The 17415-nt window shown below is 35.2% G+C and carries 17 protein-coding genes and 1 other RNA gene; 4 read left to right on the forward strand and 14 right to left on the reverse strand.

The window, feature by feature from the left end; genetic code table 11:
- Positions 1 to 135: 135 nt before the first annotated feature.
- The 12 genes from ssrA to HMPREF3239_RS04260 form a co-directional block, all read right to left on the reverse strand.
- Positions 136 to 497, reverse strand: a transfer-messenger RNA (tmRNA) gene (gene ssrA, locus HMPREF3239_RS04205).
- Between the two features lie 236 nt (positions 498 to 733).
- Entirely contained in the window at positions 734 to 1204 is a 471-nt protein-coding gene (smpB, locus tag HMPREF3239_RS04210; RefSeq protein ID WP_011276368.1) for an SsrA-binding protein SmpB, read from the reverse strand.
- Positions 1205 to 1228: 24 nt separating this feature from the next.
- Positions 1229 to 3607, reverse strand: a complete 2379-nt coding sequence (gene rnr, locus HMPREF3239_RS04215; RefSeq protein ID WP_070854832.1) for a ribonuclease R — start codon at positions 3605 to 3607, stop codon at positions 1229 to 1231.
- Positions 3608 to 3647: 40 nt separating this feature from the next.
- On the reverse strand, positions 3648 to 4388 hold the full coding sequence (locus HMPREF3239_RS04220; RefSeq protein WP_053029900.1) for an alpha/beta hydrolase: 741 nt from the start codon (positions 4386 to 4388) through the stop codon (positions 3648 to 3650).
- A gap of 231 nt (positions 4389 to 4619) precedes the next feature.
- Complete coding sequence (gene secG, locus HMPREF3239_RS04225) at positions 4620 to 4853, reverse strand: preprotein translocase subunit SecG (protein ID WP_011276371.1); 234 nt, start codon at positions 4851 to 4853, stop codon at positions 4620 to 4622.
- A 67-nt stretch (positions 4854 to 4920) separates the two neighbouring features.
- Complete coding sequence (locus HMPREF3239_RS04230) at positions 4921 to 5391, reverse strand: hypothetical protein (RefSeq protein ID WP_053029901.1); 471 nt, start codon at positions 5389 to 5391, stop codon at positions 4921 to 4923.
- Positions 5392 to 5637: 246 nt separating this feature from the next.
- Positions 5638 to 6942 (reverse strand): surface-displayed alpha-enolase, encoded by a 1305-nt coding sequence (gene eno, locus HMPREF3239_RS04235; protein WP_011276373.1) that lies wholly within the window; start codon positions 6940 to 6942, stop codon positions 5638 to 5640.
- 153 nt (positions 6943 to 7095) lie between these two features.
- On the reverse strand, positions 7096 to 8613 hold the full coding sequence (gpmI, locus tag HMPREF3239_RS04240) for a 2,3-bisphosphoglycerate-independent phosphoglycerate mutase (RefSeq protein WP_053029902.1): 1518 nt from the start codon (positions 8611 to 8613) through the stop codon (positions 7096 to 7098).
- Positions 8614 to 8615: 2 nt separating this feature from the next.
- Positions 8616 to 9377 (reverse strand): triose-phosphate isomerase, encoded by a 762-nt coding sequence (tpiA, locus tag HMPREF3239_RS04245; protein ID WP_070854833.1) that lies wholly within the window; start codon positions 9375 to 9377, stop codon positions 8616 to 8618.
- A 127-nt stretch (positions 9378 to 9504) separates the two neighbouring features.
- Entirely contained in the window at positions 9505 to 10695 is a 1191-nt protein-coding gene (gene pgk / locus HMPREF3239_RS04250) for a phosphoglycerate kinase (RefSeq protein WP_053029904.1), read from the reverse strand.
- A 163-nt stretch (positions 10696 to 10858) separates the two neighbouring features.
- Positions 10859 to 11866, reverse strand: coding sequence for a type I glyceraldehyde-3-phosphate dehydrogenase (gene gap / locus HMPREF3239_RS04255; protein WP_011276377.1), 1008 nt, complete (start codon positions 11864 to 11866; stop codon positions 10859 to 10861).
- 48 nt (positions 11867 to 11914) lie between these two features.
- Positions 11915 to 12931, reverse strand: a complete 1017-nt coding sequence (locus HMPREF3239_RS04260; protein ID WP_070854834.1) for a sugar-binding transcriptional regulator — start codon at positions 12929 to 12931, stop codon at positions 11915 to 11917.
- A 337-nt stretch (positions 12932 to 13268) separates the two neighbouring features.
- Here HMPREF3239_RS04260 and HMPREF3239_RS04265 point away from each other — a divergent pair, with 337 nt between their 5' ends.
- On the forward strand, positions 13269 to 13487 hold the full coding sequence (locus HMPREF3239_RS04265; RefSeq protein WP_070854835.1) for a hypothetical protein: 219 nt from the start codon (positions 13269 to 13271) through the stop codon (positions 13485 to 13487).
- 241 nt (positions 13488 to 13728) lie between these two features.
- On the opposite strand, the gene HMPREF3239_RS04270 is transcribed toward HMPREF3239_RS04265, so the two are convergent.
- Positions 13729 to 14427, reverse strand: coding sequence for a DUF4887 domain-containing protein (locus HMPREF3239_RS04270; RefSeq protein ID WP_070854836.1), 699 nt, complete (start codon positions 14425 to 14427; stop codon positions 13729 to 13731).
- 205 nt (positions 14428 to 14632) lie between these two features.
- Between HMPREF3239_RS04270 and HMPREF3239_RS04275 the strand changes: the two genes are divergently transcribed.
- The 3 genes from HMPREF3239_RS04275 to HMPREF3239_RS12620 all read left to right on the forward strand — a co-directional run bounded on the left by HMPREF3239_RS04275 (position 14633) and on the right by HMPREF3239_RS12620 (position 16210).
- A complete protein-coding gene (locus HMPREF3239_RS04275; RefSeq protein WP_053029908.1) occupies positions 14633 to 14812 on the forward strand; it encodes a hypothetical protein in 180 nt (59 codons plus the stop codon).
- Between the two features lie 291 nt (positions 14813 to 15103).
- Positions 15104 to 16003, forward strand: coding sequence for a TIGR01777 family oxidoreductase (locus HMPREF3239_RS04280; RefSeq protein WP_070854837.1), 900 nt, complete (start codon positions 15104 to 15106; stop codon positions 16001 to 16003).
- Positions 16004 to 16021: 18 nt separating this feature from the next.
- Positions 16022 to 16210 (forward strand): hypothetical protein, encoded by a 189-nt coding sequence (locus HMPREF3239_RS12620; protein WP_080365532.1) that lies wholly within the window; start codon positions 16022 to 16024, stop codon positions 16208 to 16210.
- Between the two features lie 186 nt (positions 16211 to 16396).
- Here the strand turns inward: HMPREF3239_RS12620 and clpP are convergent, their stop codons facing one another.
- Positions 16397 to 16981, reverse strand: a complete 585-nt coding sequence (gene clpP, locus HMPREF3239_RS04285) for an ATP-dependent Clp endopeptidase proteolytic subunit ClpP (protein WP_053029910.1) — start codon at positions 16979 to 16981, stop codon at positions 16397 to 16399.
- Between the last annotated feature and the right edge of the window lie 434 nt (positions 16982 to 17415).

A 17415-nucleotide genomic window follows, 5' to 3' on the forward strand; every position in this document is an offset into this window, starting at 1 on the left:
TTGGACTCATCAGTCCGATTTGACGTAGAGCCAAAAAATAGGCAAGTACCGAAGTACCTGCCCAGAAGAGAATCATTCGCTTTTTTACTCGGCTCTATAATAAAAAACCTACAACCACAAGGGTTGCAGGCTACATAATGGAGACGGCGGGATTCGAACCCGCGTCCAGAGGTCCTGATACACACCTTTCTACGTGTGTAGTCTATTGATAAATTTCGCATAATAGTAAGCAACAGACAACCAGTATTATGCTAGTTTGATTGGATTTCATCTAAACAGACTTCAAACGGCAGTGTTTAGCATATCCTACTAGGGTTGAATCGCGTTAACAGCACGTAGGAGATGCTGTTAGGCGATGCAGAGTGCTATTACGCAGCTACTGCGAAATTATTGTTTGATTTGTCAGTTATATTTACTGAAATGTGTTGATGTCGGAGACAACCCTCCGACACGCTTAATGTGCTCGAGGGACCCCTGTCGAATCCAAAAACGCCCCCGAAATAATATTAGATACGTTTAGTATATAACACCCCTTTATGGCATCATGTACAAACGCAGTAACTGATTGAACTGAGAGGCTACTAATCTAAAGCATTTCTCAGTTCTAATCATTCTTGCGAGATTGAGATGATGCATTCGGTTAGAATGTCACCCCAATCACTAACTAACATATCAGTTCATTCACAACATCAGTTATCATACCAAATAGAGACCAATTAAGCAACAAACACGCTTAATAACGGTCCTTAATCGCACGATCTACATCACGTTTCATTGCTTTATCTTTTAAAGCTTGACGCTTATCGTGTATCTTTTTACCACGGGCTACACCTAATAAAACTTTACACTGACCATGCTTTAAATACAGTTTCAATGGAATAAGAGAATATCCAATTTCTCTTGTACGTTCTCCAAGTTTAATAATTTCCTTTTTATGGAGTAATAACTTTCTAGAACGTAAAGGGTCATGATTAAAACGGTTGCCTTCTTCATAAGGGGCAATATGCATATTATTAATGAACATTTCGCCACGTTTAACTTGCGCATAGCTATCTTTCAAATTGGCACTACCACGACGAATGGATTTAATCTCTGTCCCTTTTAATGCAATACCCGCTTCAATGGTATCTTCAATATTATAATCATGTCTAGCTTTTCGGTTTTCAGCTAATGTACCGGGTGATTTTGTTTTCTTCTTAGCCATTAATCTCTGTCACCTCTTTGCTGATTATTTTTTCTTGCGTCGTGATTTTTTCTTCACACTTTTATCTTTGTAAAATGGTTTGTGATTCGTTTTACCTTTTTTATCACGATTACGTTGATTCTTACCTTTTCGTTGCTTACGTTTTTTCTTTTTGCCTTTATGATTATCATCTTTTGATTTATCTAGAGATTTGCCACGTGTTTTAGCCTGAATGGTTTTTCCTCTTGATGGACGTTGACTTCGTTCATTTTTCGGTAATGGCATACCAACGATTTGGAAGTCTATCATGCGCTCATCTACATCAACATGTGTGACTTTTACTGTAACTTGATCACCTATGCGGAATACTTTTGCTTGGCGTTCACCAATAAGTGCCATTTGGCGTTCATCAAAGTGGTAATAATCATCTGTCATATTTGAAATATGAACCATACCTTCAATGGTGTTAGGCAATTCAATAAACATACCAAAGTTTGCTACTGAACTTACAATACCTTCAAATTCATCGCAGATATGCTGAATCATATATTCCGCTTTTTTCAATTCATCTGTATCTCGTTCCGCTTCGATAGCTCGACGTTCACGTTGTGACGTATGCTCTGCTAATTCCGGCAATTTATCTTCCCATTTATGCAATTCTTTATTATTCATAGAATGATCGATGAGATATTTTCGAATTAGACGGTGAACCGTTAAGTCAGGGTAACGTCTAATCGGTGATGTGAAATGGGTATAGTATTCTGCTGATAAACCAAAATGTCCTAAGTTCGTATCATCATAATGGGCTTGTTGCATTGAACGTAACATCATTGTTGAGATAACCATTTGTTCTGAACGGCCTTCAACCTCCTCTTGAATCGATTGCAATGTTGAAGGATGGATATCTTCACCCGTACCTTTAATCATAATACCGAAGTTAGTAATAAAGTCGAAGAACTGTCTTAAACGATCTGATTTAGGTTGTTCATGGACACGGTAAATGAATGGTACTTCTAATTTATTGAAATGTTCAGCCACTGTTTCGTTAGCTGCTAACATAAATGATTCGATTAAGCGTTCACCTTCACCACGTTCACGTAAAACTACATCAGTCGGTAGACCTTCGTTATTCACTAATACTTTGGCTTCACTAATATCGAAGTCAATTTCACCACGACGTTTACGCATTTGAATGAGACGATTTGATAAATCTTGTGCTAAATCAAGCATCGGTGTAATTTCTTGATATTGTTTGCGAACGTTTGGGTCCTTTTCAGTAATAATTTGGTTTACTGCATCATATGTCATTCTGTAATTAGAATGAATGACACTATCAAATATGTCATGATTTACTACTTCACCGCGTTCATTGATTTCCATGCGACAACTTAATGTTAAACGGTCGACTTCAGGATTCAATGAACAAATACCATTACTTAAGCGGTGTGGAATCATCGGAATAACACGGTCTACTAGATAAACACTTGTTGCTCTATCGTAAGCTTCTTTATCTAACGCTGAGTCTTCTTTAACGTAGTAGCTAACATCTGCAATACTTACAGTTAATTCAGTATGACCGTTTTTTAATTTTTTAACGCTAATTGCATCGTCTAAATCTTTTGCATCAGCACCGTCAATTGTAATCGTTAGCTCGTCACGCAAGTCAGTACGTCCTTTGATTTCTTCAGACTTAATCTCTTCAGGTACTGCCTCAGCCTCTTTCAAGACATTATCAGGAAATTCAATTTCGATTCCGTGTTGATAAATGATTGATAAAATATCTACACCTGGATCATTCTTATGGCCTAAAATAGCTGATACATGACCTTCTGGATTATCCGTACCATCCGCATATTTCGTAATCTGAACGAGCACTTTATGACCATCCACAGCACCAAGACTTTGGCCTTTCGGAATGAAAATGTCTTGCATTATGCGTTTATCATCTGGAATAACGAATCCGAAATGTTTCGCTTCACTATACGTACCGACTACTTGGGTTACAGAATGTTTCTCAATTGATTTAACTTCGCCCTCTATTTTACCTTTATATTCACCTTTAGACTTCTGTATCTCGACAATCACTGTGTCGCCATCTAATGCACGATTAATCTTAGTTGGTGGGATAAAAATATCATCCATCTCTTCATCTTCAGGACGTAAGAATGCAAAGCCCTTTTTATTTTGGCTTAATGTCCCCTTAATTAATTTAGAGTTCGTATTTTTATGTGATTGTTTACGTTGATATCTATCCGTTTTAGTTCTTTCAACTAATCCTGCTTGTTCTAGTTCTACTAGCACCTTTATTAAATCTCTAAATGAGTCGGCACTATTAAGACCTAAAGCATCTTGAAAATCAGGCACAGACATGGGTTCATAATCAGGTTGTTTTACAATGTCTTCAATGGATTGCTTTAAATTCATCATGCCCCTCCTTTCTACTTTCTTTTAATTTTTAAAATGATTATTCAGACCAATCTAAAGTTTCTAAGAAGTCATAGACGTCTTCGAATACTTGTTCTTTTTCTTTATCGATTGTTATGACATGACCTGAATTTGCATACCATTTAATATGTTTGTCTTCTGAATCGACATTATCGTATATATAATTTGCTGATTGAGGATTAATCATTTCATCATTTTCAGCTTGTACTACTAATATTGGATCAAGTACATCATCAACTTCATTTCTAACGTTATTTAGTGTCTCACTTAACTCTTTTAACGTTTCAGTTGGCTGGAAGTCTTCCATCTCTTTATCAATCGTATCTTGGTCTTTACCTTCATATTTTTTAAAGTTACGCGCATATTCTAAGAAACCTTCATATATTGTACCTTGCGTTTTCCCTTCAGCAGGTGCACACATTGTAATAATACCCTTCACTGGACGGTTCAAGCTTAATTTTAAGGCGTACACGCCACCTAATGACAATCCAGCTACGGCGATATCTTCGTAGCCATGTTCCACTAAATAATCATAGCCATCTAGCACGTCTTTAAACCATACATGCGGACTTGATTTTAAAATTTCTTCTGGTGGTGCAGCGTGCCCTTCGTATTGTGGCGCATATGACGTGTAGCCCTTTTTCTGTAGAAATCTGCCTAATTGTCTTACGTCTGATGAATTACCTGTAAATCCATGTAGGAGTAAGACTGCGCGTTTGCCTTCCTCAAAGAAGAACGGTTGTGGTAATTTAATTTGCATTCATAATCCCTCTTCCATCGTTATCTCTAAATTACTAATATATACTGTTTTACTTTTCAAACATCATTTCTCTTATTTACATATATATTTATACTTATTAAATATTCCCTTATTTCTTCGGAAATATGCATTATTTAAACTTGGACGTTATGTCCACGAATTGAATATCTAAGACGTCATCCGTCTCTATTCATTATAAATAAAAAAGCCCGACATTAACATCGTCGGACCTTATAAACCAAAGTAACTGATACCAATCATTATTAAAAAGAAAATGACTGCTAAAATAATTGTTAATCTATGCAAGAATAAATCGACGCCACGTTGTTTTTGTTTACCAAATAACTGTTCTGCGCCACCACTAATAGCACCTGAAAGTCCATTACTTTTACCTTCTTGGAGTAATACAACAGTGATTAATGCAATACAATCAATAATTAATAGTACTATGAAAAGTGTATGCATGAAAATTGTCCTCCATTCATTATATACGTTCCGAATTATATCACATACTCGTCTTTATAATCAATGACTATCGATTAAACGTGCTCTTACGTACAATTGAAATGATTAGCATATATAACGCTAATACGGTTGAGCAAATCATAACAATTATAATTGGAATAATAAATAGTACTGATTTCGCTGCTATAATCGCATTTATAACCATGGCTAAGTTTACTAATGTAAATAATACATTGGATACATAAACTGCAAACATAAACCACCATAAGTACTTATGTCGATTCCATAATGCAATGACACCCGCTAAATAAGCTAAGATATACATCATTCCTGTGTATCTGAAACTATTTAAGATGTTAGCGACTGCACTATCACTGACTTTCTGACCTGCCTGTGATAACAACGTCTTAGCCGTTAATGTATCTAATGCAATAAAGTTATGGATGATCAATAAAATACATAATATTAAAGAACTGTAGCCAATTAACTTACCTGCATTTCGTTCCCTCTGACTAGGTTGATTAAGCTGATTCTCCATCTTTACTTCTCCTTCTTTTATATACAAATCTATTATATCAGTTTGAATACGTAAATTAAATCTGTTCCATTCTCAGCAAACACCTTTTTATTTAAAGAATTACAACCTGTTATATACAACTTCGATTTAACATGCGTTCGTTTTGTTTGCCACATGATTAAAAAAGCCTGTCACAGTCTCAACTCTGTGACAGGCAATATACATTTGCGTGAACTCTATTATATTAAATAAATCTCTGTATTAAACTTATTTATCTAAATTGTAGAAAGATTTGATGCCATCGAATTTAGCAGTTTCAAATAATTCATCTTCAATACGTAATAATTGATTGTATTTAGCAATACGGTCAGTTCTTGATAATGAACCAGTTTTAATTTGGCCAGCGTTTGTAGCTACAGCGATATCAGAGATTGTAGTATCTTCTGTTTCACCTGAACGGTGAGAAACTACTGCAGTGTATCCAGCTTTTTGAGCCATTTCGATTGCTTCGAAAGTTTCAGTTAAAGTACCGATTTGGTTAACTTTGATTAAGATTGAGTTACCAATACCTTGTTCAATACCTCTAGAAAGGATTTCAGTGTTTGTTACGAATAAATCGTCACCTACTAATTGAACTTTGTCACCGATACGGTCAGTTAATTGTTTCCAACCGTCCCAGTCATTTTCATCCATACCATCTTCGATAGTGATGATTGGGTATTTACCAATTAATTCTTCTAAGTAGTCAACTTGTTCAGCTGCACTACGTTTCGCACCATGTTCACCTTCGAATTTAGTGTAGTCATATACACCGTTTTCGTAGAATTCAGATGATGCACAGTCAAATCCTAAGAATACATCTTCGCCTGGTTTGTAACCTGCTTTTTCGATTGCTTTGATGATTGTTTCTACAGCATCTTCAGTACCTTCAAATTTAGGAGCGAAACCACCTTCGTCACCTACTGCAGTTTCTAAACCACGTTCACTTAAGATTGATTTTAAGTTATGGAAGATTTCAGCACCCCAACGTAATGCTTCTTTAAATGATTCAGCACCTGTTGGTAAAATCATGAATTCTTGGAATGCGATTGGTGCATCTGAGTGAGAACCACCGTTTACGATGTTCATCATTGGCACTGGTAATTGTTTACCATTGAAGCCACCTAAATATTTGTATAAAGGTTGACCTAATAAGTCTGCTGCTGCACGCGCAACTGCGATAGACACGCCTAAAATAGCGTTAGCGCCTAATTTACCTTTGTTAGGTGTACCGTCTAATTGAATCATCATTTTATCGATAGATACTTGATCTAATACTGAAAATTCACCTTCAACGATTTCTGGTGCGATAATTTCGTTAACATTTTCAACTGCTTTAGTAACACCTTTACCACTATAACGTGATTTGTCTCCATCACGTAATTCAACTGCTTCGTGTTCACCAGTAGAAGCACCTGAAGGTACTAATGCACGACCGAAAGCACCGCTTTCAGTTAATACTTCAACTTCAACTGTTGGGTTACCACGTGAGTCTAAGACTTCGCGAGCATAAACATCTGTAATAATTGGCATGTTAAAAATCTCCTTTAATTTAGATTCTAAAGCTATTATAGCTTGATTTAATCTTTAAATAAAATATTTATATCAGTTAAGGACTGAATCCCTAAGTTTTAGTGATTATATTAGGGATTACAATATCCTTATACTTTAAAAACGCAACTTTATTTAGTGCTTAATTAGTGATTCACCAGTCATATCTGATGGTTGATCAACATTCAATAAGTCTAATAATGTTGGTGCTAAATCACCTAGACGACCAGTTTCACGTAATGTAACGCCTTCTTTAGTTACAATAACAGGAACTGGGTTTGTCGTATGTGTTGTCATTGGTTGATCATCGTCAGTTAACACTTGATCAGAGTTACCATGGTCAGCAGTAATAATTGCATAACCATTCATATCTAAAATTTTGTCGACAACTTCACCTAAACATTCATCCACTGCTTCGATTGCTTTAATCGTTGGTTCTAACATACCACTATGTCCAACCATATCAGGGTTAGCAAAGTTTAAAATGATTAAATCTAAATCACCTTTGTCTAACTCTTCTAATAATGCATCTTTAACTTCATATGCACTCATTTCAGGTTTTAGGTCGTAAGTTGCAACTTTTGGTGAATCAATCAAACGACGACGTTCACCTTCAAATTCTTCATTACGTCCACCACTCATAAAGTATGTTACGTGTGGATATTTTTCTGTTTCAGCAATACGTAATTGTTTCAAGTTGTTATTTTGAGCAACTTCACCAATTGTATTCGTTAAATCAACTTTTTCGAAGACAATTTCAGCATCTACATTGTCATTGTATTTAGTAAATGTTGCATAGTATAAGTCATTAACTTGTTCTACTTTGAAACCATCAAAGGCTTTGTTAGTAAATACTTCTGATAATTGTGCTGCTCTGTCAGGGCGGAAGTTGAAGAAGATAACCGCATCTCCATCGTTCACGCCATCATTTTGACCTTCAACAATAAATGGTTCAACAAACTCATCCGTTAAGTCATTAGCGTAGTTAGCTTCAACACCTTCTTTAGCTGATGCATAAGAAGGACCTTCAAAGTTACGAATCGCATTATATGCTTTTTGTTCACGGTCCCAACGTTTGTCACGGTCCATTGCATAATAACGACCAGAAATAGATGCGAATTGACCTACACCTAATGCTTTAAATTTAGCTTCAGTGTCTTCAATGTATTTAAGTGCTGATTTTTGATCTACGTCACGACCATCTAAGAATGCATGTACATAAACTTTATCTAAACCTTTTTGTTTAGCTAATTCTAATAATGCAAATAGATGTTGGTAGTGACTGTGTACACCACCATCAGATAATAATCCAAAGACATGTAATGCAGAATTGTGGTCTTTAACATGTTGTGCAGCATTATTTAATACATCATTTTCAAAGAAATCACCATCAGCGATTGATTTATTGATACGTGTCAAACTTTGATAAACGATACGTCCTGCACCAATGTTCATATGACCAACTTCTGAGTTACCCATTTGACCTTCAGGAAGGCCTACGTCTAAACCACTCGCTTCAATTTGAGTAGTAGGATATTTACTGTAATAACGATCAAAATTAGGTTTGTTCGCTTGTTTCACAGCATTACCATGTTCACTCTCACGATTAGCGAAACCATCTAAAATGATTAGAGCTGTTGGTTGTTTAGCCATAATTATTTTGCACCTTCTAACAATTGTACGAAATCTTCAACTTTTAATGATGCGCCACCTACTAATGCACCATCAATGTCAGATTGAGCCATATATTCTTTAACGTTGTTAGGTTTAACACTACCACCGTATTGAATACGTGTTGCATCAGCAACGTCTTGGCTTGCTACTTTAGCTACTGTTTTACGAACGTGTGCACACATTTCGTTTGCATCAGCAGAAGTAGCTGATTTACCAGTACCGATTGCCCAAATTGGTTCGTATGCGATAACAACTTGTTTAAGTTGTTCTTCTGATAAACCTTCTAGTGCTTTTTCAACTTGGTTACTAACGATTTCATTAGCTTTACCATTTTCGCGTTCTTCATCTGTTTCACCAACACAAATGATTGGTGTCATACCATGATTAAATACAGCATGTGCTTTTTTATTCACATCTTCATCTGTTTCATGGAATAATTCACGACGCTCTGAATGTCCGATAACTACGTATTTAACACCTAAGTCAGCTAATGCTACTGGAGATGTTTCTCCTGTGAATGCACCATTATCTTCAAAATAAGTGTTTTGAGCACCAATTTTTAATCCTTTTGCTTTGCCATCATTTACTAATGAAATTAGTGCATCTAATTGGATTGTTGGTGCACAAATTACTGATTCAACTTCTTTTTCATCAGGTAATGTTGGTAAGTTATTAACGAAGTCTTTAGCTTCTTTAACTGTTTTGTTCATTTTCCAGTTACCAGCTATGATTGGTTTTCTCATTGATTACACTCCTATATATTTAAATTGTAATTTTAGCGTTAAATATCTTTTAAAGACGTAACGTCTCATGCTTTATGCATTTTCCCTAGAAAATGTTTAGAAAAACGTAGACATTTTCATAAGTCGATTATTTGTTATTAATCGCTTTAATGCCTGGTAATTCAATACCTTCTAAATATTCTAATGATGCACCGCCACCAGTAGAAATATGTGTGAAGTCATCTTCGAAACCTAAAGAAATTGCAGCTGCTGCTGAGTCACCACCACCGATAATAGTAGTAGCGTCTTTTAAGTTAGCAATGGCTTTACATACACCGATTGTACCTTGAGCAAAATTACTGAATTCAAATACACCCATAGGTCCGTTCCAAACGACTGTGTGTGCACCCTCTAATTCTTTAGAGAATAGCTCAACAGTTTTAGGTCCAACGTCCATTGCTTCTTGATCTGAAGGGATGTTGTCTATTGATACTTCAGTGATTTCAGCATCATTAGAGAATTCTTTTGCCACTTTTGCATCTACTGGTAAAACGATTTGATCGCCGTTACTTTCAAGTAATGCTTTAGCAAAGTCGATTTTATCTTCTTCTAATAATGATAAACCGATTTCTTTACCTTGCGCTTTTAAGAAAGTATACGCCATTCCGCCACCGATAAGAATTTTATCAGCAATATTTACTAAGTTTTTGATGACGCCGATTTTGTCAGATACTTTAGCGCCACCTAAGATAGCAACTACTGGTTTGTGTGGGTCGTTGACAACACCACCGATAAATTTAATTTCTTTTTCCATTAAGTAACCAGCTGCAGTTTCTAAATGTGTAGAAATACCGACATTAGATGCGTGTTCACGGTGTGCTGTACCGAAAGCATCATTGACAAATACATCACCTAATGAAGCCCAATATTTACCTAATTCAGGATCGTTTTTAGATTCTTTTTTACCGTCTAAATCTTCAAAGCGTGTATTTTCAACTAATAATACATCGCCTTCTTTTAAGTTTTTGATAGCAGTTTCTAATTTTTCACCACGAGTTTCAGGTACGAAAGTGACTTCTTTACCTAACTTTTCTGATAAAGCATCAGCAACAGGTTTTAAAGTTAAACCTTCTTTATCACTTTCTTGTTTAACTTTTCCTAAGTGAGAAAATAGAACTAATTTACCACCTTGTTCGATGATATATTTAATTGTTGGTAAAGCCTGAACAATACGGTTATCATTTGTGATTTTACCGTCTTTTAAAGGTACATTGAAATCAGCACGTTCAAGAACAACTTTCCCTTTTAATTCTAAATCAGAAACAATTTTTTTTGCCATTATAATTTCCTCCTCTAAATAGGAATTACTAATATAAAAATAAGCGGAGAAGCGTTAGTGCTCCCCGCTTACTCATAAGCTAACTTATTTCAATAATTTGTACAAGTGTACTTTAAATCGTACATCTATACTGAGCACAAGTTTATTTAACTATGCTTCTAAATTATTTAGATAATTCTGCTAAATATTCTAAAGTACGAACTAATTGAGCAGTGTAAGACATTTCATTGTCGTACCAAGCTGCAACTTTAACTAATTGACGGTCACCAACAGACATTACACGAGTTTGAGTAGCATCGAATAATGAACCGTAAGTCATACCAACTACGTCTGAAGAAACGATTTCGTCTTCAGTGTAACCGAATGATTCGTTTGAAGCGTTTTTCATTGCTTTGTTAACGTCTTCAACAGTAACGTCTTTTTCTAATACAACTGTTACTTCAGTTAATGAACCTGTAGCAACTGGTACACGTTGAGCACCACCGTCTAATTTACCATCGATTTCAGGAATAACTTTACCGATAGCTTTTGCAGCACCTGTTGAGTTTGGTACGATGTTTTGAGCTGCTGCACGCGCACGACGTTTGTCGCCTTTTTTATGTGGACCGTCTTGAGTCATTTGGTCACCAGTGTATGCGTGAATAGTTGTCATTAAACCTTCAACTAAACCAAATTCGTCACTTAACACTTTAGCAACTGGTGCTAATGAGTTAGTAGTACATGATGCACCTGAAACAACTGTTTCTGAACCATCTAAGTCATTGTGGTTAGTGTTGAATACGATTGTTTTAACATCACCTTTAGCTGGTGCAGAGATTAATACTTTTTTAGCACCTGCATTGATGTGTGCTTCTGCTTTTTCTTTATCTGTATAGAAACCAGTACATTCTAATACTACGTCGATATCTAAATCGCCCCAAGGTAATTTGCTTGCATCTGGTTCTTCGTATGATTTAACTTCTTTACCATTTACGCGGAAACCACCATCAATAACTTCAACTTCTCCTGTGAAACGACCTTGCATAGTGTCATATTTTAATAAATGAGCTAACATTTCGTCGTCTGTTAAGTCGTTTACTGCAACTACTTCAATACCTTCTACGTCTTGAATTCTTCTAAATGCTAAACGACCAATTCTACCAAAACCATTAATTGCTACTTTTACTGCCATTATAATGGCCTCCTTTAAAATGATATTTAAAAAGCTATTAACTTTTTATTACTTATTTAATATTACTTTTGCTGCTGCTTCATCAGTAATTAATACTGTATTCTTAGGAGCAATACTTAAGTAAGCTTTAATTGCTTCTCCTTTAGATTGACCTCCGGCAACAGCGAATATAAAATCTTTGGTTTCTAAATCTTCAAGTTGTAGTCCTATCGTCTTTACTTTATAGACTACGTTGCCTTGAGCATCAAAATAGTAACCGAAAGCTTCTGCAACGGCTTGGTGATGTTGAAGGCTTTCAATCACTTCATCTGACGATTGTCTACGACGCGCCATCTTCAGCGCATCACCAATACCGTGGATTGTTATATTTGCTTGTTTGATTTTATCTAATGTATGAACCACAGAGGGTTCCATTAGAAGTGTATTATACGTTGATTCACTTACATTATCTGGTACGTAAAGCGTTGTATAATACCCACCTGTTTGTTGCGCCATGCTCGCTGAAATCGTGTTAGCTTGGTAGATAACATTTTCGCCAAGGCCACCACGCGCTGGAACAAAAAATACATTAAATGGTAAAAGATGCATCGCACGGCTAACATTTGCCATTGTCGAACCACCTGTTACTGAAACAATCGCATCTTCATATAGGATGCTTTCAAGTAATTGACCAGCTTGTCTTCCCATTTCTGATTTTACGTTCTCGTGAGCATCTGCATCACCAGGTATAACATGAACTTCTTTAATACCGAAAGTGGCCTTAATTTGTTCAGCTAATTGATTATCATCAGTATAAATATTGAAATATTCGTTAAGCTGATTTAAAACAGATCTACCTTCTTCAGTGATTTCCATTCCAGTTGATTTAACTTGGATTAAATCTTGCTTCTTCAACATATCTGTTTCAGACCTTAAGACACGCTCAGTAATATCCATATGTTCACTTAAACTTCTTCTACCTACTGGTTGATTATTTGAGATAGTAGTTAAGATAGAAAAGCGTCGATACATTTTATCCACGAGATCAGGTATCAACTTCTGTTGAATTTTAATCAAGTCTTTCACTACTACCTTCCTCCTTTATGTCTAAAAGGTAACCAATAGTATAAAAACGGTTTGACTATTTATGTCCCGCCTGGGACAAAATCTAACCTCTTTACACTTGCAATAGTACTATTGTGTTGATGAAAATGCAAGAGAAAAACTCTAATATTTAAAATTATCTGTAAAATTTCCCAAATTAAGTAGAACAAACCCACTGCACACATAGTGAAAAGTATTATTTATCTCTTATTTTATAGTATTACCCTCAAAGTTTAATAATTATTCTTTTACAAAAGACTTTCCTATGTAAGTTGTTCTCATTTACAATAGAAGCACTTCATTTAAAGGAGGAGAAAAAATGGCTCGCGAAGAGGATAATCATGTTGAGGTTATCGATCCAAATGATCGTAGATATAAAGATGATGACTATTTTAATCATTCGCACCCTAATGATCGAGCGCATTATTCCGTTAGGTATCGGTATGGTTGTGGTTGTCCATTTGGTTGCCTTTCTTCAATCGTTATTTCTATTCTACTTTCTATTATTTTTACTTTTTTATTGAATTGGGTGTTTTAAAGATATGGCGAGTGGATAAGGAGCTCGGTAATGATGTCGTATTGGTACAAATTCATTCTAGCGCTTTGTCATCATACTATTGATGACTAAACTAAGAAAAGCAGCCTCATGAGAAATCTCATAAGACTGCTATCATCACTTGCATTCCCTTTAACCATCGATGCTTAACGTTAATTCATTGCCAGTTAATGGGTTTAAATCATACTAATATCACAAGTCTTAATCAAGACCCATGATGTTGCTAATTATTATTAGATGATTGTTGGTTTGATTGGCTTTGTGTAGACGTAGCATTTCGTTGTGTCGTTTGTCTTGAAGTTGATTGCTGCGTAGATGGTTGCGTTGTTGAACGTTGTTGTGTTTGCGGTGATTGTTGTGTTCTAGTTTGTGTGCTTGATTGAGTACGATTTGGTTTATTCGTATTTGACTCATTCGTATTTCTATTGTTGTTGCGATTGCTATTATTTTCTTGTGTTGCCTGTTCTTTTGTACGGCTTTCTTCAGTAGTAGCCTCTTCTTTAGTTGTTTTCTCTTGAGTTTTTTCTTCTTTAGTATCTTGTTTTGTACGTTGTTTCTCTTCAGTTGATGGTTGTTTAGTTATTTCTTGTGTTGAAGGCGTTGCTTGCTGAGTCTGACGTTGTTGAGTTTGAGGTGCTTGTTGCGTAACAGTTTCCTGCGTCACATTCGAACGTTCTTCACTCGATTTTTTGTCATTTTCTTCTTTATCTTTTTTATCTTTCTTGTCTTTTTTCTCTTCAGTTGATTGATTATTTAAGCGTTCACTTGATCGGTTAGAATGATCAACAAATGCGTAAATCGCAAAAGCCAAGCCACTTAATAATAATAAGACTATAATCGTGCTAATCAGTTTCGAAATGCCACTCATCTTTTTCTTTTCCGGTTCACCAAAGTCATCTCTATTTCTATTGTTCTTAGACATAAGTTACCTCACTTTAATATATTCAATTTGTTTAGTCCCTATATGCAGCAAATTATTTTACAGTAATTCACACGAAAATGATATAAAAAGGATTAAGACATAAATTAAATTGATACATAATTACTTATATATGATAACATCATAAGTAATTACAAACATCAATTATGCAAATATAATTTAATTATAATTCGAGAGTGTGAGATAAATGAAGAAAATTGTTTCTGATGATATCTTTGAAGAAGACAAAGCACCTAAACGTGGATTAAAGTCAATGATGTTAAATAATGATAATTATGATGATAGCAACACGTCTCGGCTTGACCTTTTGCTATTATCAGTCATTTTCATTCCTTTAATCATATTATTCTTAATCTACATTAATTAGTACTATAATAGATATACAAAAAGCCCATACGATGCTCGCATGGGCTTCTACTAAAGGGAGTCAAAATTGACCTTCGTTTATTTTGCGTAGTCTATGGGGTATACTCAATTTACTCAAAGCTATTGAAATCTACTATATCGAAGGTACAAATTTATTATAACTTAACCTTTGTAAAATTAAATCCTGTTTACAGCATAGTAAATGACATATTATTGACTAATCGTTGTACATTTTTTGAACAACGATCATTGAACGTCTTTTCAAATACAATAAATTAATAGAGGTGTAAATATGAAGCAATTCTTAATAACTGGCGGCACTGGAATGGTAGGCAGTCAATTAGTAAACGCATTAAAGCATCGCGATGTACACATTACAATATTAACTCGTAGCGATAAGCAAAGTGATGATCCTAAAATTTCATATATCAATTGGTCAAAAGACGGTTGGACATCTCAAGTTCCAGATATAGATGTAGTTATCAATTTAGCTGGTGCAACTTTAAACAAACGTTGGACACCATCATACAAGCAATCAATCATGACTAGTCGTATCCAATCAACACAAGCACTCGTTGATTTATTCAGCAATCGCGCCCATAAACCTGAAGTACTCTTCAATGCAAGTGCGATGGGCTATTATCCACCAAGTTTATATCAAACGTATACTGAAAAATATCAGACGCTTCCCTTCGACTTTTTATCTGATGTCGTTTATCAGTGGGAACGTTTTGCCAAACGCTTTGAATCATTTGGTACACGTGTCGTATTAGGAAGATTCAGCATGATTTTATCTGATGATGGTGGCGCATTACAAACGATGAAACTGCCTTATAAATTTTTTGTAGGGGGCAAATTAGGTTCTGGATTCCAATGGTATTCTTGGATTCATATTAATGATTTAGTACGTGCAATTCTATTTACCATTGACCATCCTAAAGCCAAAGGTCCTTTCAATATGGCTGCGCCTATAGCTGAACGTCAAAATCTATTCGGATATACACTTGCACGTGTCATGCACCGCCCTCATGAAACATGGGTTCCATCGTTCTTGATGCGAATCGCACTTGGTGAAATGTCTACAGTTGTCTTAGATACGCAAAAGGTATTACCAAATAAATTGGATGCACTTGGCTTTACATTTAATTACCCTAACTTAAAAATTGCTTTCGAAGATTTAATCGATGCATAATTATTGGAGTTTTGAATCATGAACGACGAGAAATTAACGTATATTTTATTAATCATCGCTAGTCTATTTCTGATACTAAATGGCATTTTTGCTTTCGAACATCATTTTGTAATTATATTAATGTCAATTTTCTTCATAATCATTGGTGTTATTTTACTTGTGATTTCGATTCGACTTCTCCTAAAAAGCACTTCGAAAAAATCATAAAAAAAATGGGAGTGGGACAGAATTCTTTTTAAATTCGTTGTCCCACCCCCGCAAGGGTGACTAGAACTGAGAAAAGCTTGATTTAAGCGCCTTTTCAGTTCAGTCAGCTACTGCGAATTTGCAAAATAGCTTCATTAGATAATTTTTGTCCCGGACTCATTTTTTATGATAATTTAACATTAATGATTAATCTTCAGGTTGCATAACATTATCGATCAAGCCATATGCTTTAGCTTCATCAGCTGTTAAGAAGTTATCACGGTCCGTATCTTTTTGTATTTTTTCAATACTTTGACCTGTACGTTCAGCTAAAATTTTGTTTAATTTTTCACGTGTTTTTAAAATGTGGTTAGCAGCGATTTCGATTTCAGTTGCTTGTCCTTGTGCACCACCTAATGGTTGGTGAATCATAACTTCCGCATTTGGTAATGCGAAACGTTTACCTTTTGCACCAGCAGCTAATAAGAATGAACCCATTGATGCAGCCATACCGATACAAATAGTTTGTACATCTGGTTTAATGTGTTGGATTGTATCATAAATAGCAAAACCAGCAGTGACACTACCACCTGGTGAGTTAATATATAAGTAGATATCTTTCTCAGAATCTTGCGCTTGTAAGAATAATAATTGTGATACAATTGAATTTGCTACGTTATCATCAATTGCAGAACCTAACATAATAATACGGTCTTTTAATAGACGAGAATAAATATCGTATGCACGTTCACCGCGATTTGTTGTTTCAATTACTGTAGGAATTAAATTCATTTATATTTCCTCCTTATGATTAACTGTTATTTAGTATTCTACATGAAAAGTCAAAAATGGTCAAAATTTAAACTCATATAACACGAAGAAAATTTGACCTTATTTTATTATATTTTGTACACTATAAACATACATTCAGATTGTACTTTTAAATTGATAAATAGTACAGAATTTTGTCTTTGTTACTTTATATCTCCTCGTAGTGTAACGGATAGCACGTAAGATTCCGGTTCTTAAAATAGAGGTTCGACTCCTCTCGAGGGGGCTAATAGTTTTAAATTGCATATATTTTTTACATTATGGGAGTGGGACAGAATGCTTTTGAAATTCGTCGTCCGCTCCCAGCTTTCTTAGCTTGTAGCATTTCTTAGTAAAATGATCTTTGCTGGGACCAGCGATTGCAAGGATGACTAGAACTGAGAAAAGCTTGATTT

It is taken from the genome of Staphylococcus sp. HMSC34C02 (genome assembly GCF_001838705.1).
Lineage (GTDB): Bacteria > Bacillota > Bacilli > Staphylococcales > Staphylococcaceae > Staphylococcus > Staphylococcus borealis.